This is a genomic window from Paracoccus sp. (in: a-proteobacteria) (genome assembly GCF_046462195.1).
In the GTDB taxonomy this organism is placed as follows: Bacteria; Pseudomonadota; Alphaproteobacteria; order Rhodobacterales; family Rhodobacteraceae; genus Paracoccus.
Genome location: NZ_JBKGUN010000235.1, coordinates 1 through 17,659, shown reverse-complemented (window position 1 = coordinate 17,659; position 17,659 = coordinate 1). Strand labels below are relative to the sequence as shown.

The 17,659-nt window shown below is 64.3% G+C and carries 17 protein-coding genes, 1 tRNA gene and 1 pseudogene; 3 read left to right on the top strand and 16 right to left on the bottom strand.

All coding sequences use genetic code 11. From position 1 onward, the window contains the following. A pseudogene (locus tag ACLHHB_RS14885) lies at positions 1–542 on the top strand (aconitate hydratase); the annotation flags it as partial. Between the two features lie 126 nt (positions 543–668). Here the strand turns inward: ACLHHB_RS14885 and ggt are convergent. The 11 genes from ggt to ACLHHB_RS14830 form a co-directional block, all read right to left on the bottom strand. After that, positions 669–2,474 carry a gamma-glutamyltransferase gene (gene ggt, locus ACLHHB_RS14880; RefSeq protein WP_410219063.1) on the bottom strand — a complete coding sequence of 602 codons (1,806 nt, stop codon included), beginning with the start codon at positions 2,472–2,474 and terminating at the stop codon, positions 669–671. 70 nt (positions 2,475–2,544) lie between these two features. Next, a complete protein-coding gene (locus ACLHHB_RS14875) occupies positions 2,545–3,087 on the bottom strand; it encodes a DsbE family thiol:disulfide interchange protein (protein ID WP_410219062.1) in 543 nt (180 codons plus the stop codon). Next, complete coding sequence (gene ccmD / locus ACLHHB_RS14870) at positions 3,080–3,223, bottom strand: heme exporter protein CcmD (RefSeq protein ID WP_410219061.1); 144 nt, start codon at positions 3,221–3,223, stop codon at positions 3,080–3,082. The genes ACLHHB_RS14875 and ccmD overlap by 8 nt, the downstream gene beginning before the upstream one ends. Then, positions 3,220–3,945, bottom strand: a complete 726-nt coding sequence (locus tag ACLHHB_RS14865; protein WP_410219060.1) for a heme ABC transporter permease — start codon at positions 3,943–3,945, stop codon at positions 3,220–3,222. Before ACLHHB_RS14865 ends, ccmD begins: the two co-directional genes overlap by 4 nt. Before the next feature lie 51 nt (positions 3,946–3,996). Then, positions 3,997–4,653 carry a heme exporter protein CcmB gene (gene ccmB, locus ACLHHB_RS14860; RefSeq protein ID WP_410219059.1) on the bottom strand — a complete coding sequence of 219 codons (657 nt, stop codon included), beginning with the start codon at positions 4,651–4,653 and terminating at the stop codon, positions 3,997–3,999. Next, positions 4,650–5,282, bottom strand: coding sequence for a heme ABC exporter ATP-binding protein CcmA (ccmA, locus tag ACLHHB_RS14855; RefSeq protein WP_410219065.1), 633 nt, complete (start codon positions 5,280–5,282; stop codon positions 4,650–4,652). Before ccmA ends, ccmB begins: the two co-directional genes overlap by 4 nt. After that, positions 5,279–5,635: an Mth938-like domain-containing protein gene (locus ACLHHB_RS14850; protein WP_410219058.1), complete on the bottom strand. Its 357-nt coding sequence runs from the start codon at positions 5,633–5,635 to the stop codon at positions 5,279–5,281. The genes ccmA and ACLHHB_RS14850 overlap by 4 nt, the downstream gene beginning before the upstream one ends. After that, positions 5,635–6,630, bottom strand: a complete 996-nt coding sequence (gene secF / locus ACLHHB_RS14845) for a protein translocase subunit SecF (protein ID WP_410219057.1) — start codon at positions 6,628–6,630, stop codon at positions 5,635–5,637. Before secF ends, ACLHHB_RS14850 begins: the two co-directional genes overlap by 1 nt. 1 nt (position 6,631) lies before the next feature. Further along, positions 6,632–8,296 (bottom strand): protein translocase subunit SecD, encoded by a 1,665-nt coding sequence (secD, locus tag ACLHHB_RS14840; protein WP_410219056.1) that lies wholly within the window; start codon positions 8,294–8,296, stop codon positions 6,632–6,634. A 15-nt stretch (positions 8,297–8,311) separates the two neighbouring features. Continuing rightward, positions 8,312–8,644, bottom strand: coding sequence for a preprotein translocase subunit YajC (gene yajC / locus ACLHHB_RS14835; RefSeq protein WP_410219055.1), 333 nt, complete (start codon positions 8,642–8,644; stop codon positions 8,312–8,314). A 141-nt stretch (positions 8,645–8,785) separates the two neighbouring features. Continuing rightward, positions 8,786–9,952, bottom strand: a complete 1,167-nt coding sequence (locus ACLHHB_RS14830) for a M20 aminoacylase family protein (RefSeq protein WP_410219054.1) — start codon at positions 9,950–9,952, stop codon at positions 8,786–8,788. A 63-nt stretch (positions 9,953–10,015) separates the two neighbouring features. On the opposite strand from ACLHHB_RS14830, the gene mazG reads away from it, so the two are divergent. Next, on the top strand, positions 10,016–10,831 hold the full coding sequence (gene mazG, locus ACLHHB_RS14825; RefSeq protein ID WP_410219064.1) for a nucleoside triphosphate pyrophosphohydrolase: 816 nt from the start codon (positions 10,016–10,018) through the stop codon (positions 10,829–10,831). A 42-nt stretch (positions 10,832–10,873) separates the two neighbouring features. Here the strand turns inward: mazG and dusA are convergent, their stop codons facing one another. The 5 genes from dusA to ACLHHB_RS14800 all read right to left on the bottom strand — a co-directional run bounded on the left by dusA (position 10,874) and on the right by ACLHHB_RS14800 (position 16,638). Next, a complete protein-coding gene (gene dusA / locus ACLHHB_RS14820) occupies positions 10,874–11,875 on the bottom strand; it encodes a tRNA dihydrouridine(20/20a) synthase DusA (RefSeq protein WP_410219053.1) in 1,002 nt (333 codons plus the stop codon). 190 nt (positions 11,876–12,065) lie between these two features. Further along, positions 12,066–12,395 carry a DUF3140 domain-containing protein gene (locus tag ACLHHB_RS14815; RefSeq protein WP_410219052.1) on the bottom strand — a complete coding sequence of 110 codons (330 nt, stop codon included), beginning with the start codon at positions 12,393–12,395 and terminating at the stop codon, positions 12,066–12,068. A gap of 108 nt (positions 12,396–12,503) precedes the next feature. Then, positions 12,504–12,578, bottom strand: a tRNA-Val gene (locus tag ACLHHB_RS14810). A 151-nt stretch (positions 12,579–12,729) separates the two neighbouring features. Beyond that, positions 12,730–15,144 (bottom strand): endopeptidase La, encoded by a 2,415-nt coding sequence (gene lon / locus ACLHHB_RS14805; protein WP_410219051.1) that lies wholly within the window; start codon positions 15,142–15,144, stop codon positions 12,730–12,732. A 138-nt stretch (positions 15,145–15,282) separates the two neighbouring features. Then, entirely contained in the window at positions 15,283–16,638 is a 1,356-nt protein-coding gene (locus ACLHHB_RS14800; protein ID WP_410219050.1) for an ATP-binding protein, read from the bottom strand. A gap of 34 nt (positions 16,639–16,672) precedes the next feature. Here ACLHHB_RS14800 and ACLHHB_RS14795 point away from each other — a divergent pair, with 34 nt between their 5' ends. Then, entirely contained in the window at positions 16,673–17,536 is an 864-nt protein-coding gene (locus ACLHHB_RS14795; RefSeq protein ID WP_410219049.1) for an MBL fold metallo-hydrolase, read from the top strand. Positions 17,537–17,659: the final 123 nt, after the last annotated feature.

Sequence of the window (17,659 nt, the reverse complement as noted above, 5' to 3'; positions counted from 1 at the left end):
AGATCATGGTGCGCGGCACGTTCGCCAACGTGCGCATCAAGAACCTGATGGTCCCCGGCGTCGAGGGCGGCGTGACGATCCACCAGCCGGACGGCGAGCAGATGAGCATCTACGACGCGTCCATCCGCTACCAGGCGTCGGGCACTCCGCTGGTCATCTTCGCCGGCCAGGAGTACGGCACGGGCTCCTCGCGCGACTGGGCCGCCAAGGGCACGCGCCTGCTGGGTGTCAAGGCCGTGATCGCCGAGTCGTTCGAGCGCATCCACCGCTCGAACCTGGTCGGCATGGGCGTCCTTCCCTTCGAGTTCACGAACGGCGACAACCGCAAGACGCTGAACCTGACGGGCGATGAAGTGATCTCCATCGAAGGCCTGGAAGGCGACTTCAAGCCGCTGTCGCTGGTGCCCTGCACCATCACCTATGCCGATGGCACGGTGAAGCAGATCCAGCTGAAGGCCCGCGTCGATACCGAGGTCGAGATCGACTACCTCAAGAACGGCGGTGTTCTGCACTACGTGCTGCGCAACCTCGCCGCCGCCTGATTGCAGCCCATCAAACGGAAAAGCCCCCGGCCCTGCGCCAGGGGCTTTTTGTTGCGCCATGGAGGGTTGAAGTGCCTGCCTCTCCTTCGTCGATTGCGGCAACGCCTAGGTAAGGTGGGCAGCCCCTCAGCCGCCGATGGCGATGCCCTCGCGGCGCGGATCGGCCCCGCCCTCAAGACCGTCCGGTGTCACGACGATGCCCTGCAGTCCGGAGGTCAGTTCGGTCTCGTTCAGTTGAAAACCCATCGCCGTCAGTTCCTCGGTCAGGGCACCGGGCAGGCCCGCCTCGACGTCCATGGGGCCGAAGCGGTTGACCAGATTGGGCGTGGCAACCGCCTGCTGGATGTCCATGCCCCAGTCCAGATGCGCCACGATGGCCTTGGCGACATAGCCGATGATCCGGCTGCCGCCCGGCGACCCGATGATCATGACCAGCGCGCCGTCCTTGCGCACGATGGTCGGCGCCATCGAGGAGCGCGGCCGCTTCCCGGGGGCCACGGCATTGGCGATGGGATACCCTGCCTCGTCATGCGTCTCGAAGCTGAAATCGGTCAGTTCGTTGTTCAGCAGAAAGCCGCCTGCCATGACGCGGGAGCCAAAGCCGTTCTCGATCGTCGTGGTCATCGACAGCGCATTGCCATCGGCATCCATGATTGAGATATGCGTGGTCGAGGGCAGTTCCAGCGCGCTGTCCCGGCCCCACAGCATCGCGTGGCTCCAACCGGGGCTGCCGGCGCTGACCTCGGGCAGGCTGTCGTCGCCAGACAGAAGCTGCCCACGTTCAGACAGATAGCCGGGATCGACCAGTCCTTGGGTCGGCACCGGCACGAAATCGGCATCGGCCATGTAGCGGCCCCGGTCCGCAAAGGCCAGTCGGGACGCATCTCCGATCAGGCGCCAGGCCTCGGCGCTTTCTGCACCCATCCCGCCCAGGTCATAGCCGCCCAGCATCCCAAGAATCTGCCCCACCGTCAGGCTGCCGGACGAGGGCGGACCCATACCGCAGACATCGTGCTCACGATATTCGACGCAAACGGCCGGGCGCTCGATGACCTTGTAGGCGGCCAGATCCTCCATCGTCAGCAGGCCGGGATTGTCCTCGGCCCCTCGCACGGCCGCAACGATATCTTGGGCAACGGGCCCGGTATAAAAGGCATCCGCCCCCTCTGCCGCTAGAGCACGCAGAGTTTCAGCATAGGCCGGGTTCTTCAGCGTTGCGCCTTCGGCCACCGGGTTGCCCCCGGGAAAGAAGTATTCGGTCGTGGCAGGATAGCGTGCCAGCGCGTCCCCTTCGCCGGCCACCAGCGTGGCGAGCCGGGGCGAGATGGTAAAGCCGTCCTCGGCCAGACGGATGCCGTCCTGGAACAGGCTCGCCCAGTTCGCCCGTCCCCATTTGCGGTGCGCAACCTCCAGCAGGCGTGGCGTGCCGGGCGTGCCGACGGAACGTCCGCCAACAACAGCCTCCATGAATGCCAGGGGCTCGCCATTCTCATTCTGGAACAGTCTGGGCGTGGCCGCCATGGGGGCGGTCTCGCGGGCATCCAGCGTGGTGATCTCGCCGGTTTCGCCGTCGTGCCAGACCAGGAACGAGCCTCCACCCAGGCCCGAGCTTTGCGGCTCGACCAGGCCCAGAACCACCTGCACGGCGACCATGGCATCGGCCGCGCTGCCGCCTGCCTCCAGCACACGGGCTCCGGCCTGGACCGCCAGGGGATGGGCCGCGGTGATCATCCAGTTCTGAGCCGTGACCGGACGCCCCTCCGCCTTGGCGGTCAGGGCATCCTGCGCCGCCGGCGTCAGCGTGCCGAACCCTTTGGTCGCCACCTCGATTCCCGAGGCACCTTCGGGTGCCAGCGCATCGGCCGCCTGTTGAGCGAATGTCAGATTGGCGCTGCCCATCAGCAGCACGACTGCAAGACCCGTTCGCGTCATCGCCTTTCTCCCTCATCGATCCGTGATGAGGCAGTGTGACCTGCGCAACCTCAGGGAGCAACCCGCGGCATCAGTCCTGGGCGGAAAGCGCCTTTTCTAGCTCGGGCAGGAAGCGGTTCTGATAATCCTCACGGATCAGGGGTCCAGCGTGGCGATACAGGATCCGCCCATCGCCATCGATGATGAAGGTTTCGGGCGGGGCGGTCACGCCCCAGTCAATGGCCGCACGCCCGCGTGGGTCCGTGGCGAGGGCCGCAAAGGGATCACCGTCCTCTGTCAGAAAGGAAAGGGCATTTGCCTCGGGGTCCTTCAGATCGATCCCGTAGACCGGCAACTGCTCGGCCAACGCCGTCAGGGTCGGGTGCTCGGCACGGCAGGGCGGACACCAGCTGGCCCAAAAGTTCACCAGCTTGACCCCCGGCTGACGCAGCATCGCGTCGGTCAGCTGTGTCTTGCCCGGCAGCATGGTGGCGGGCACCGCAGGCGCCTCGCGTCCCAGCATGGCCGAGGGCAGGAGACCGGCGTCCTCGCGGTTCATGCCCCACAGGAAGGTGGCGGCCAGCGCGGCAAAGGCCACGGGCGGCAGGATCATCAGGGGCGACAGTCTAACCATTCTTTTCGTGTTCTTCCAGGTTGCGGCGTGCACGGGCATTGGCGGCGACGGTTTGCCAGACCAGCCCCGCGATCAGCACCAGACTGACCACATAAGCGAGCAGCACGGTGCCTGCATATTGTCCAAGCGCGATCATGCGCGCATCTCCCTTGCCTGCAATGCGGCCAGACGCCGCTTGCGGATTTCAGTTCGGGTCCGGATCACCAGCAACGCCAGGAACAGGAGGAAAAAGCCCAGCATCGCCAGATACAGTGGATAGCGATAAACAGCGCTCATCCGTTCGCCCGACTGCACGGACAGCGACGCGCCTTGGTGCAGTCCCTGGTTCCAGAACAGCACGGCATAACGGGACAAGAGCGCGAAGACCGAGCCCACAAGGCACAGGACGCCCGTCAGGTCGGCAGCGCTGTCCGGGTCCTCGATTGCGGACCAGAGCGCAATGTATCCGACATAGAACAGGAACAGGATCAGGAACGAGGTCAGGCGCGGGTCCCATTCCCACCAGGTGCCCCACATCGGCTGGCCCCAGATCGCGCCGGTGGCCAGCGCGATCAGCGTCATGACGGCGCCAACGGGCGCTGCGGCCTTGGCGGCCAGCGCGCTAACATGATGGCGGCGGATGATCCAGATCAGCGACGCCACCAGCATCATTACCCAGATGTTGATCGCCATCATCGCGGTAGGCACATGCAGGAACACGATCTTGACAGTCGAACCCTGCCGGTAATCCTCGGGCGTCAGAAAGCCCCAGACCACGCCCCCCACGCATCCCAGCACGGCGCCCACGACCAGCCAGGGCAGCAGCCTGTCGGTCGTGCGCATGAACTTGGTCGGGTTGGCATATTCCCAGATCGACATGGTCTTCCTATTCCCCCTTTTGCGCCGCCTCTCAAGTGGCGGACGCCCTCCTCACCGCAGATTGACCCGCAGGGCCGCAGCTGCGGCAAAAGGGATCAGCGCCATGACCCCCAATGTGATGCCTGCCAGAAACAGCATCGGCGTCAAGATGGGCGCACCCTCGACGCCGCGGCGCGTGATCTCGGCCCCGAAGATCAGTGTCGGGATATACAGCGGCAGGACCAGGAGGGACAAAAGCATCCCCCCGCGGCGCAATCCGACCGTGATGGCCGCTCCAAACGCGCCCAGCATCGACAGCGCAGGCGTCCCCAAGGCCAGAGAGGCCACCAGCCACGGCATTCCTTGAACCGGCAACTGCAACAGGATACCGAACAGCGGCGCCGACAGGATCAGCGGCAGGCCCGTCGTGATCCAATGCGCCAGTGCCTTGACGGCCACCGCCCCTTCCAGCGGCAGCGGAGCCGTGGCCAGCAGGTCCAGACTGCCATCCTCGTGATCCAGCGCAAAGATCCGGTCCAGTGACAAAAGGCAGGACAAGAGCGCACCAACCCATAGAACGCCGGGCGCGACCGGGGCCAAGGCGGCACGGTCAGGTCCGACCCCAAAGGGCACCATCGCACACAGGATCAGGAAAAAGCCCACCCCCAGACCAAAGCCGCCCCCGGCGCGGGTCGCCAGCCTCAGGTCGCGGATCAGCAGCGCAATCACGCAAAGGCCTCGTTGAAGCCGGACGGGTGCGTCGCGGACCGGCCCGGTCGCGCCCGGAAGGGTGTCAGGTCGATCACCTGCGCCTCGGGGATGCCAAGGTCGATATGGGTGGCCATCAGCGCGCCGCCCCCCTGCGCCAGATGGTCTCGAACCACCCCCGCAAAGCGTCCGACCGAATCAGTGTCCAGCGACACCGTCGGCTCGTCCAGCACCCAGACCGGGCGGCCAGTCACCAGCAGGCGCGCAAGGCCGAGGCGGCGTTTCTGCCCTGCGGACAGGGCCGCCGCAGGGCGACGGGCCAATGATTGCAGATCCATGGCATCCAACGCATGGGCCACGCCGTTTCCGCCAAACACCCGCGCCCAGAAGATCAGGTTTTCCATGACCGTCAGCGATGGCTTCAACCCATCGGCATGGGCCGCATAGGCGACCAGATCATCCATCATCTCGATCCGGCCGGCGACGGGTGCCTGAAGGCCCGCCACCGTTCTCAGCAGCGTCGTCTTGCCGATCCCGTTCGGTCCGCGCAGGATCAGCGCCTGTCCCGGCTCCAGCGCGAAGCTTATGCCCTCGACCGTCCGCAAGCCACCCCGCGCGACGGCAAGGTCATGGACGGCCAGAAGGCTCACAGAGGCAAAAGCGCGCAAGCGACGCGGCGGCCTTCGGACAGGGTCAGGTTATAAGTCCGTGCCGCCGCGGGTGAAGCCATGGGCTCGACCCGGATGTTCAGCCCGTCCAGCAACTGGACGAGGTCGCGCGGCGCATAGGCGATCTGCTCGCCCATGCCCAGGAACAGCACGTCGACGCGCCCGGCCAGCGCCTGCAACGGTTCATGGTCGTCCCACCCCTGCCACGGTTGGATCCGGTCCGCGTCCACCACGACCGGGCCGTGAAAGACCTTTCCGCCAATGCGGAACAGTCCCGGGCCATAGCCATCGATGGCGTTCTGGCCGTTGAAGTCGGTGGGCGTCGCGGTCGGCATCAGCCCTCCTCGGCACCTTCGAAGGGCGACAGGTTCTTGCGCGTCTTGGGATCCTTGGGATCGGCCTTGTCCCAGTCCCGCTTGACGCCCAGCCACAGGACGACGTTCTTGGCCACGTAGATCGAGGAATAGGTCCCGATCAGGATGCCGAAGGTGATGGCGAAGACAAAGCCCCGGATCACGTCGCCGCCCAGGACCAGCAGCGCGATCAGCGCGACCAGCGTGGTGCCCGAGGTCATCACCGTCCGCGACAGCGTCTCGTTCACCGACAGGTTCATCAGGTCACGCAGCGCCCGCTTCTTGTACTTGACCAGGTTCTCGCGCAGTCGGTCAAAGACGACAACCGTGTCGTTGATCGAATAACCGACGATTGTCAGCAGTGCCGCGATGGTTGTCAGGTCGAAGCGGATCTGGAACAGGGCAAAGACGCCCATGGTGATCAGCACGTCATGGATCAGCGACACGATGGCACCGACGGCGAACTGCCATTCGAAGCGCAGCCAGATATAGATCGAGATCGCCACCAGCGAGGCCAGAACCGCATAGATCGCGGTCTGGATCAGTTCGCCCGAAACCTTGGGGCCGACGGATTCGACCGAAGGAAAGGTGATAGAGGGATCGACCTGCTGCAATGCGGCCTCGACAGCGGCAATGGTGTCGGGGGTCACGGCCTCGGCCCCATCCTGGGCGCTGATGCGGACCTGCGCCACATTCTGTTCGGGGCCAAAGCCCGGGTCGAACACCTCGGTGATGGCCACGTCGCCCAGATCCAGCGGCTGCAAGGCGGCGCGATAGGCCGCCACATCGATCGGCTGCACCGACTCGGTGCGGATCGTGGTGCCGCCACGGAAATCGATGCCGAAGTTCAGTCCGTTCAGGAACAGCACGACAATCGAAGCCAGCATCAAGGCGGTCGAAATGCCGAATGTCAGGAACTGCCAGCGGAAGAAGTCGATCTTGGTCTCGTCAGGGACCAGTTTCAGGCGGAACGCCATCTTATACCTCGATCTGTTTCGGGCGGGCGCGCTCGAACCACATGACAGTGATCAGGCGGGTCAGGAACAGCGCGGTAAAGACCGATGTCACGATCCCGATGGTCAATGTGACCGCAAAGCCCTTGACCGGGCCGGACCCGAGGACAAACAGGATCGCCGCGATGATCAGCGTGGTGATGTTGGCATCGACAATGGCCGACATGGCCTTTTCATAACCAAGCTCGATCGCGCGGGCAGGACCGCGGGCAGTCTTCAGCTCCTCCCGGATGCGTTCGAAGACCAGCACGTTGGCGTCCACCGCCATGCCGATGGTCAGCACGATCCCCGCGATACCGGGCAAGGTCAGCGTGGCCCCGATCACCGACAGCACCGCAAACAGCAGCAGCATGTTGAAGGTCAGCGCGACCGTCGCAAAGAGGCCGAAGCGGCCATAGGACAGGACCATCAGCGCGACGACGGCGACAAATCCCACGGCGGCCGCGATCTTGCCTGCATCCACGCTGTCCTGGCCCAGCTCGGGACCGATGGTGCGTTCCTCGAGAAAGGTCATTTCGGCCGGCAGGGCGCCGGCGCGCAGCAGGACCGCCAGGCGGTTGGCTTGCTCGAAATCCATCGAGCCTGAAATCTGCCCCGAACCCGTCGTGATGGCCGAACGGATCACCGGGGCCGAGATCACCTCGTTGTCCAGAACGATCGCGAAGGGCTGGCCGATATTGGCCGAAGTATAGGCTCCGAAGGCCCGTGCTCCTGTCGGGTTGAAGCGGAAATTCACCGAAGGCAGGCCGTTCTCGTCGCTGGCGGGCATGGCATCGACCAGGTCCTCGCCCGTGACGACGGGGCTGTCCTCCAGGATATAGAACAGGCCGGGCTGGTCGATCGAAGGCGCGAGGAACTGCCCTAGTCCCGGTTGCGCATCCGCATCCCCGGTGGAGCCAAGGACGGGGTTGAAGGTCAGCTGGGCGGTCGTGCCGATCAGTTCCTTGAGCTCGGATGCCGAACCGATCCCCGGAACCTGGATCAGGATACGATCCTCGCCCTGGCGCATGATGGTGGGCTCGCGGGTGCCGACCTCGTCCACGCGACGGCGCACGATCTCCAGCGACTGCTGGATGGTGCGGTCGTCGGTGACGGCCTTTTCGGCCTCCGACAGCTGGATGGTCAGCATGGGGCCCTGGGTGGCAATGGCCAGCGACTGCTGGCCGGCCCCTGTCAGGGTGGTGACGGGTGTCGAATAGCCGCGCGCGATCTCGACCGCGCGGGCCATCTGGTCCGGGTTGCCGATCTCGATACTCAGCACCCCATCGGGAGCGGGCACACGGCGGATGGCGCCGACCGTTTCGCGTTCGGCGGCAAGGGCCCGGCGCAGTTCCGGCCACAACGCGTCGATGCGGCTCTTGTAGACCTGCTCGACCTGCACCTCGCCCAGCAGATGGGCGCCGCCGCGCAGATCGAGGCCCAGATTGACCAGCGTGTTGGGCAGCCATGACGGCCATGCATCGCGCGCCGCCACCAGTTCGGGCGTCTCGACGCCGGTCGCCGCGATCTGGGCAACAGCATCATTATGCGCCTCGACGCGTGCATAGAAGGCGTTGGGCAGCGCGAAAAGCAGCCCGAGAAGGCAGATCCCGACAATCAGGATGCGCTTCCAGCGGTCAATCTGAAGCATTTTGGCTTAGGCCTTTCAGCTGTTGGCAGCGACCGGTTCGGTCTTGGTCACGACCTGGGCCAGGGTGCTGCGGATCACGCGAACGCGGACCCCTTGCGCGATCTCGACCTCAAGCTCGTCGTCGCGGACCGAAACGACCTTGCCCAGGATCCCGCCCTGGGTAACCACCTGATCGCCCTTCTTGACGCTTGCGACCATCTCGCGGTGCTGCTTCAGGCGCTTCTGCTGCGGGCGGATCATCAGGAAATACATGATCAGGAAGATCAGGATCAGCGGGATGAACTGCGCGAAAGCGGCGCCGCCAGCGGCACCACCGGCAGCCTGGGCATAAGCAGGAGTCACGAACATTCACGGTCCTTTCGGTCAAGGGGCGCCGCAAGGCGCATCCGGGTTGGCGCGCAACCTATCTGTGCCGCCCGCCCTTGGCAAGAAAGCCCCGGTGCCGGACGGACCCCCTGCGTCAAACGGCTTCGTGATCGGGCCGGACGCTCAGCGTGCCGAAGGTTGCGCGCGCTCGACCAGGCGCGCGAAGAAGCTGGCGCCGACCGGGGCCACCTCGTCGTTAAAGTCGTAGGTCGGGTTATGGACCCCCGGCCCCTCGCCCTGCCCCAGGAACAGATAGCAGCCCGGCCGCGCATTCAGCATATAGCTGAAGTCCTCGGCTCCCATCTCGCGTCCGGCTTCCGGGGCGACCTTGTCATCCCCTGCGATCTCCCGGGCGACCTCGACGGCGAAGGCCGTCTGATCCGCATCGTTGACGGTGGCGGGATAGCCTTCCTGGTAATTCAACAGGACGGCCACTTCGTAGGCCATGCCCTGACCTTCGCAGATCTGGTTCATCCGGCGGCGGACCATGTCGCGGACATGCGGCGCAAAGGTCCGGACCGTGCCGCAGATATAGGCCAGGTCGGGCACGATGTTGTCGGCGCTGCCGGTATGGATCTGTGTCACCGACAGGGCCAGATCGTCCAGGGTATGGTGATTGCGGCTGGAGATCGTCTGAATCGCACTGACAATGGCGACGGCGGCAACGACCGGGTCGGCGGTCAGATGGGGCAGCGCGCCATGTCCGCCCCGGCCCTTGACATGGATCTCGAACGTGTCGACCGCTGCCATCAAGGGACCGGGCGTCGTCTGAAAACTGCCAAGGGTTTGGCCGGGGTTGTTGTGCATCGCAAACACACGCGAGATGTCGAACCGCTCCATCATTCCGTCACGGACCATGGCGTCGCCCCCGCCGCCGGCCTCTTCGGCAGGCTGAAAGATCAACGCCGCGCGTCCGGAGAAATTGCGCGTTTCGGCCAGATACTTTGCCGCGCCCAGCAGCATTGTGGTGTGCCCGTCATGGCCGCAGGCATGCATCCGCCCCGGGACGGTCGATGCCCATTCAAGGCCGGTCATCTCGTCCATCGGCAAGGCATCCATGTCGGCGCGCAGCCCGATGGTGGGGCCTTCGCTCTGCCCGTCGATGATCGCCACGATGCCGGTCCGGCCGATTCCCTCGTGGATTTCGTCCACTCCGAACTCGCGCAAACGCTCGGCCACAAAGGCGGCGGTCTGCTGGCAGTCAAAGCCCAGTTCGGGATGCTGGTGCAGGTGGCGGCGCCATGCCGTCATCTGGTCGGCGAAGTCGGCGATGCGGTTCAGGACGGGCATGTGGACTTGCGCCTTTCGCTGTGGCAGTCCGGGGGCATGTTCCGCGTCCTCAAGGGAATTGCAATGGCCGAGACGACACGCGACCCCGCCGCCGAGATCACCCGCCTGCTGGACATCATGGCCGCCCTGCGCGACCCGGACACCGGCTGCCCCTGGGATGTGGAACAGACCTTTGCCACGATCGCCCCTTATACCATCGAGGAGGCGCACGAGGTCGAGGATGCCATTCAACGCGAAGCCTGGAGCGAACTGCCGGGTGAACTGGGCGACCTGCTGTTGCAGGTGGTCTTTCAGGCGCAGATCGCGCGCGAGGCCGGGATGTTCGATTTTGCCGATTGCGCGGCCGCGATCAACGACAAGCTGATCTTTCGCCACCCCCATGTCTTTGGCGCCGAAAGCCGCGACAAGACAGCCGAACAGCAGGTCAGGGACTGGGAGGCGATCAAGGCGGTCGAGCGTGCCGGCAAGGCGGAACGAGGGACCCTTGATGGCGTCGCCCTCGGCCTGCCCGCGCTGACCCGGGCGGTCAAGCTGCAGAACCGCGCGGCGCGGGTCGGTTTTGACTGGCCGGGGCCGGGCGACGTTCTGGAGAAGATCGCGGAAGAAACGGCAGAGCTGGTCGAGGCCCGCGACAGTCTGGACCCCGATGCGCTGGAAGAAGAATTCGGTGACCTGATGTTCGTCATGGCCAACCTGGCCCGGCACCTGCAGATCGATCCCGAGCTGGCCCTGCGTCGCGCCAATGCCAAGTTCACCCGGCGGTTCCAGTCCATCGAGGCGGCGCTGGCAACCGAAGGGCGGCGTCCCGAGGACAGTGATCTGGCCGAGATGGACCGCCTTTGGGATGCCGCAAAGGCGGATGAAAAGGCGGCCGGATAGGGCCGGCCTCTTTGTCTTGCAAAGTCTCTGCGGGCTTGCAGGTCAGGCCGGTTCCGTAACCTGCGCCAGCGCCGCGTCATAAACCTCGATCCCGCCTTTGGACGCACCTTCCGACAGGGTGCGTTTCCAGCCGCGTGCGCCCGGCAGACCGTGGAACAGCCCCAGCATGTGCCGCGTCATCTGGTGCAGCCGGCCGCCCTGCGACAGGTGGTCCAGGATCAGCGGGCGCATGGCGCTGGCCACCTGTGCCGGATCCCGGAACGGAGGCATGTCGCCCCACAAGGTATCGGCGGCGCCCAGGATGTTCCAAGGCTCGTGATAGGCGGCGCGACCGATCATCACGCCGTCCATCTGCTCCAGATGCCTGCGCGCCTGATCAAGGGTGGCAATCCCGCCATTGATAGATAGGTGCAGGTCCGGGAACTGCTGCTTCATCGCATGCACAAGGGGATAGTCCAGCGGGGGAATTTCACGGTTCTCGCGCGGGCTGAGACCTTGCAGCCACGCCTTCCGCGCGTGGATCGTCATCCGGCGGATGCCCGCCTGCCGCATGCTGTCCAGAAAGGCCGGCAGGATGTGGTCGGCCTGCTGGTCATCCACGCCGATGCGGCATTTGACCGTGACCTCGACCGGGCTGACGGCCTGCATGGCTGTCACACAATCCGCCACCAGTTCCGGCGTCTTCATCAGAACGGCGCCAAAGGCACCCGATTGGACCCTGTCACTGGGGCAGCCGACGTTCAGGTTGATCTCGTCATACCCCCAGTCCGTAGCGATCCGCGCCGCTTCGCGCAGTTCCGCCGGATCCGAGCCACCCAATTGCAGGGCAAGCGGATGCTCGGCCGCATCAAAATCCAGAAGGCGCGCCCGATCCCCGTGAACGATGGCAGGCGCTGTCACCATCTCGGTATACAACAGTGTCCGCCGGGACATCAGCCTGTGAAAGCGCCGGCAGTTGCGATCGGTCCAATCCATCATCGGCGCCACGGAAAGGCGTGCAGCCTGACGAAGGGCGGCGTTGGCCGGTTGCGTCATCGAATCCATCTTCTGTGGCACCCTGTCTTGCTGCTCCGGCATGTCGCCGAGACACATCCTGAGCGAAAGGAAGCGACCATACCGAATCCTGCGGCCGGCATCAAACGGAGAAAATGCGCTTGGTCTGGACAGACGTACTTGGCCAAGCCTGCAGGATGATCACGAGCCAGTTCCCCCGTGCCGCTGGAACGGAGGTTGCTTACTTCAGCGGATCATGACCCCAGTTCATCAAGGAATACCGCCAGTCGCTGCTTTCCTTGTCGTTCTCCGGGCCCCCTTGGGCTTTGTGCCGCTTGATATAACCCACCACCTTGGCCATGTGGGACCAGTCGTCGTCGTCCAGATCGGCCTTCTTCTTCCCCTTGATGGCGATGATCTTCTGTCCGGACTTATGGCCCGTGCTTTCACCATCGCCATGCGTGTCGCCGACGCTCCTGCTTTCGTCGGTATCCAGCCACTCCCGCAGGTCGGACGGGGTCACGTTGACCAGATCCTGCCATTCGCTCCAGATATCGTCGTGGGATTTCACAGGTGCCTCCATTTGCCTGCGCAACTCGTTCCCAAGGAACAGAGTTCCACCGATCGACTGCAGCACAACTGTAGTCCAGGGCTGGCACCGGGCGATCTTGTGAAGGAATGGTGGGTGATGAGGGATTTGAACCCCCGACATCTTCGATGTGAACGAAGCGCTCTACCACTGAGCTAATCACCCGTCGCGCTGGCTTCTAGCGGCAGACAGGGCATGTTGCAAGAGGGTCAAGCCGCTTTGCCAGACTCTTTCGCAGCGTCCTGTCAGGCAGACCATGGCTCATCATGCGACAAGGCCGGGGCGACTGCCCCGGCCTTGTCAATTCTGTCTTTGCTCAGTGGGCGACGGTGCTGCCCTGGGCGTCAGAGTTGCGCTGATTGGCAAGACGCGCGGCAGCGGCCTCTTCCTCGGCTGCCTCGTCCCATTCGACCGGGACCGGCATGCGAACCAGGGCATGACGCAGAACCTCGCGGACGTTGCTGACCGGGATGATGGTCAGGCCTTCCTTAACGTTGTCCGGGATCTCGACAAGATCCTTTTCATTGTCTTGCGGGATCATCACCGTCTTGATGCCGCCACGCAGCGCCGCCAACAGCTTTTCCTTGAGGCCGCCGATGGCCAGCACATGACCGCGCAGGGTCACCTCGCCCGTCATGGCCACATCCTTGCGCACCGGAATGCCGGTCATGACCGACACGACCGAAGTCACCATGGCGATACCGGCAGACGGACCGTCCTTGGGCGTCGCACCTTCGGGCACGTGAACGTGGATGTCGCGCTTGTCGAATTCCGGGGGCTTCACCCCGATCTCCGGCGCCACCGAGCGAACGAAGCTGGAGGCCGCGTCGATCGATTCCTTCATCACGTCGCCCAGCTTCCCGGTCGTCTTCATCCGGCCCTTGCCCGGCAGGCGCAGCGCCTCGATCTGCAGCAGGTCGCCGCCAACCGAAGTCCATGCCAGACCGGTCACCACGCCGACCTGATCCTCTTTCTCGGCCAAACCATAACGGTGGCGGCGGACGCCCAGGTATTCCTCGGCCTTTTCGGCCGTTACCTCGACCGACTTGGTCTTGCCCTTGAGAATGTCGGTCACCGCCTTGCGGGCCAGCTTGGCGATCTCGCGCTCCAGCGACCGCACCCCCGCTTCGCGGGTGTAGTAGCGGATCACATGGGTCAGAGCCTCGTCCGTCACGGAAAATTCGCCCTTGCGCAACCCGTTCGCGGCGATCTGCTTGGGCAGCAGGTGACCACGCGCGATCTCGCGCTTCTCGTCCTCGGTATAGCCTGACAGCGGGATGATCTCCATCCGGTCCAGCAACGGCCCCGGCATGTTGTAGCTGTTGGCCGTGGTCACGAACATCACGTTCGACAGATCGTATTCCACCTCGAGATAGTGGTCCACGAAGGTCGAGTTCTGTTCGGGATCCAGCACCTCCAGCATTGCCGAAGCCGGGTCGCCGCGGAAGTCCTGACCCATCTTGTCGATCTCATCCAGCAGGATGAGCGGGTTGGTGGTCTTGGCCTTCTTGAGCGCCTGGATGATCTTGCCGGGCATTGAACCGATATAGGTCCGACGGTGGCCGCGGATCTCGGATTCGTCACGCACGCCGCCCAGCGAGATGCGGATGAACTCGCGTCCCGTGGCCTTGGCGATCGAACGGCCCAGCGAGGTCTTGCCCACGCCCGGAGGTCCGACCAGCGTCAGGATCGGGCCCTTCAGCTTCTGGCTGCGCGCCTGCACGGCCAGATATTCGACGATCCGCTCCTTGACCTTTTCCAAGCCAAAATGATCGGCATCCAGGATCGCTTCGGCTCGGCCCAGATCCTTGCGGGTACGCGACTTCACGCCCCACGGAAGGGACAGGAGCCAATCCAGATAGTTGCGGCTGACCGTTGCTTCGGCCGACATCGGGGACATCGACTTCAGCTTCTTCAGCTCGCCTTCGGCCTTGTCACGGGCTTCCTTGCTGAACTTGGTCTGGGCAATCTTTTCTTCCAGTTCGGCCAGTTCGTTCTGACCATCCTCGCCATCGCCCAGCTCCTTCTGAATGGCCTTCATCTGCTCATTCAGGTAATACTCGCGCTGCGTCTTCTCCATCTGGGTCTTGACGCGCGACTTGATCTTCTTCTCGACCTGCAGGACCGACATTTCGCCCTGCATGTGACCATAGATCTTCTCAAGGCGCACGGCGACGTCCAGCGTGTCCAGCAGTTCCTGCTTGCGGTCCAGATCGATCCCCATGTGACCCGCGACCAGATCGGCCAGCTTGCCAGGCTCACGCGCATCGGCCACGGCGGTCGCGACCTCCTCGGGGATGTTCTTGCGCACCTTGACGTAACGCTCGAATTCCTCGGACACGGTGCGGACCAAGGCGGTCACGGTGGCCTCGTCGCCCTGCGTTTCCTCCAGCTCGATCGCGCTGGCTTCGAAGTGATCGGGATTGGCCACGAATTCGGTGATGCGCACACGCTCGCGCCCTTCGACCAGCACCTTCACGGTGCCATCGGGCAGCTTCAGCAGTTGCAGCACATTGGCCAGAACGCCGGTGCGATAGATTCCTTCCTCGGTCGGCTCATCCACGGACGCGTCGATCTGCGAGGCCAGCAGGATCGGGCTGTCCGATTCCATCACCGCCTCCAGCGCGCGCACCGATTTCTCGCGTCCCACGAACAAGGGCACGATCATGTGCGGGAACACGACGATATCCCGCAAGGGCAGCACCGGGTAGGAGAGATTAAGTTCCGTCATGTCATTTCCTTTCCGCCCGAAGCCGTGGCCCCGTCATGGCGACGCACGGCCCCTGCATGGCACCAATCTAGGGCGAGCGCGGCCCGCGTTCAATATGACCGAAAAAATGTGTGCTAATTGGCTGCACAAGGTCCGAAATCATCGTGGAATGACAATTTCCGCGCGCAAACCGCCCAGCCGCGGCCCGCGGCCCAGGCGCAACTGACCTCCATGGGCGCGCGCCACGTCCGCGGCGATGGCCAATCCCAGACCGGCGCCCTGGGCGCTGTTCCTGCGCCGTGCCGGGTCCAGCCGCGTGAACGGGCGCATTGCCGCCTCGCGACTGTCCGCGGGAATGCCAGGACCGTCATCCTCGATCCCGATGCGCAGGCTCCGGGGACCCAGTGCGGCATCCAGTTCCGCGCGGCTGCCATAGCGCACCGCGTTGCCGATCAGGTTCTCGAGCGCCCGGCGCAGCATGTCCGGCCTGAAGGTTGCCAGGCCGGCAGGGTCCCCCTCGAACTGCACCAGATCGGCGCGCTGGCCTGCACGTTGGGCATCCGCGATGATGCCGTGGACAAAATCGGCGGCAACCAATGTTTCGGGAGGACGGTCCTGGGCTTCTTCCCGCGCGTAGTCGAGGAACCCGTCGACCATCCGGTTCATCTCGTCGATATCGGCCTCCATGGCGGAAATGTCCTCCGCCTCGGGAGGCATCTCGGGCGAGACCATGGACAGGCCCAGACGCAGACGGGTCAGCGGCGTGCGCAGGTCGTGGCTGATTCCCGACATCATCAGCTTGCGTTGCTCGTTCTGACGCTCCAGCCGGTTGCGCATGTCCAAGAATGCGGTGCCGGCACTGCGGATCTCGGCCGCGCCGGCGGGACGATAGGGGACAATCCTGCCTTTGCCATATTCTTCGGCCGCAAAGGCCAGACGACGGATGGGGCGCAGCTGGTTGCGCAGAAAGATGGTGGCGATCCCTGTCATCAGCAGCGATGTGAAGATCATCAGCACCAGCAGCTGGTGCGGATTCGAGGCGCTGACCCGCCGCCGTTCGAAGCTGACGGCATAAGGCCCGGCCTGCCCCTGCAAGGCCACGATGACCCGCTTGTCGTCGGTCGCGAGGTCGATCGAGACGATCTGCGGCAGGGCCTCGCGCAGGACCTCGATGACCACGCGGCCGGAAAAGTCGTAAAACAAGCGCCGGTCCTGCGGCACGGGGCTCATGGGAAAGATCAGATGCAGGTCCAGTGGACCGGCCACGGCCTCGCCTGCGGCCCGTGCGGCTCCGGGTGATTCCGCATCATCAATCCGGGCAGCGACAAAGACCAGCTCATGCGCCATGCTGGAGGTCATCTGGCGCGTCACCCCCTCGAAATGGCGTTGCAGGAACATGACGCTGACCACCAGCGTCACCACGACCACCGGCAGGAACAGGATCAATGCTGCACGGGCATAAAGTCCGCGCGGCACCAGTGCCCTCGCAATCGGCTTTTCGACGTGGTTCGACATGGAAACCCCTTTCGACGCGCACTAGGCTAGCGTCATGAGCATTTCTCCGAAAGAGCCCCTGCGGATCCTGGCCGCCAATCCCTCGCCCCTGACGGGGCCGGGAACCACCACCTTTCTGCTGGGGCAGAACCATGTCGCGGTGATCGACCCCGGTCCCGATGATGCTGCCCATCTGGAAAGGATTGTCCAGGCCGGGAGCGGGCGCATCGGCCATATCCTGATCACGCATGCCCACCGCGACCACAGCGCCGGTGCGGCCAGATTGTCCCGCCTGACGGGCGCCCCTGTCTTGGCCTTCGGAACCGCCACCGAAGGACGCTCGCCCGTGATGGAGCGTCTTGCAGCCAGCGGGCTGACAGGTGGGGGGGAAGGGCTGGATCACGATCTTGTCCCGGACCAACGTCTTTCGGACGGACAGGTCATCGAAACGCCCGACTGGGCGTTGCGTGTCCTGCACATGCCGGGGCATGCGGCCGGACACCTGTGCTTTCAGCAGGGGGAGACGATCTTTTGCGGGGATCTGGTGATGGGCTGGTCCTCGACCCTCATCTCGCCGCCAGATGGGGATTTGAACGATTATCTGCGCTCGCTCGCTCGGTTGGAAGCATTGGCGCCGCGCCGCCTGTTGCCAACGCATGGCACTGTCATCGACAATCCTGCCGCGCGCCTGTCCGAATTGGCCGCCCATCGCCGCACCCGTACCGGCCAGATCCTTGCGGCGCTGCGGCAGGCCCCTGATTCCGCGACGGGCCTCGCCCGGAGGCTCTATGACCTGCCTTCGCCCCTGCTGCCTGCAGCCCAGCGCAATGTTCTGGCCCATCTGATAGCCTTGTCCGAACTGGGAGCTGTTGAAACGAAAGAAGTTTTGGCGCCTGATACGATTTTTTCAGTTGCGTGACAAAAACTGTCTCATCACCTCTGGACGCCCCGGAACGAGGTTGCTATATCCCGCCTCGTGTTCCGGCGTAGCTCAGCGGTAGAGCAGTTGACTGTTAATCAATTGGTCGTAGGTTCGATCCCT

Bases quoted from the DNA above. Each gene is read 5' to 3' on its own strand.
- ggt (WP_410219063.1), bottom strand. From the start codon at position 2,474: ATGACGCGAACGGGTCTTGCAGTCGTGCTGCTGATGGGCAGCGCCAAT.
- ACLHHB_RS14875 (WP_410219062.1), bottom strand. From the start codon at position 3,087: ATGGTTAGACTGTCGCCCCTGATGATCCTGCCGCCCGTGGCCTTTGCC.
- ccmD (WP_410219061.1), bottom strand. From the start codon at position 3,223: ATGATCGCGCTTGGACAATATGCAGGCACCGTGCTGCTCGCTTATGTG.
- ACLHHB_RS14865 (WP_410219060.1), bottom strand. From the start codon at position 3,945: ATGTCGATCTGGGAATATGCCAACCCGACCAAGTTCATGCGCACGACC.
- ACLHHB_RS14850 (WP_410219058.1), bottom strand. From the start codon at position 5,635: ATGCCGACCGCGACGCCCACCGACTTCAACGGCCAGAACGCCATCGAT.
- secF (WP_410219057.1), bottom strand. From the start codon at position 6,630: ATGGCGTTCCGCCTGAAACTGGTCCCTGACGAGACCAAGATCGACTTC.
- secD (WP_410219056.1), bottom strand. From the start codon at position 8,296: ATGCTTCAGATTGACCGCTGGAAGCGCATCCTGATTGTCGGGATCTGC.
- yajC (WP_410219055.1), bottom strand. From the start codon at position 8,644: ATGTTCGTGACTCCTGCTTATGCCCAGGCTGCCGGTGGTGCCGCTGGC.
- ACLHHB_RS14830 (WP_410219054.1), bottom strand. From the start codon at position 9,952: ATGCCCGTCCTGAACCGCATCGCCGACTTCGCCGACCAGATGACGGCA.
- mazG (WP_410219064.1), top strand. From the start codon at position 10,016: ATGGCCGAGACGACACGCGACCCCGCCGCCGAGATCACCCGCCTGCTG.
- dusA (WP_410219053.1), bottom strand. From the start codon at position 11,875: ATGGATTCGATGACGCAACCGGCCAACGCCGCCCTTCGTCAGGCTGCA.
- lon (WP_410219051.1), bottom strand. From the start codon at position 15,144: ATGACGGAACTTAATCTCTCCTACCCGGTGCTGCCCTTGCGGGATATC.
- ACLHHB_RS14800 (WP_410219050.1), bottom strand. From the start codon at position 16,638: ATGTCGAACCACGTCGAAAAGCCGATTGCGAGGGCACTGGTGCCGCGC.
- ACLHHB_RS14795 (WP_410219049.1), top strand. From the start codon at position 16,673: ATGAGCATTTCTCCGAAAGAGCCCCTGCGGATCCTGGCCGCCAATCCC.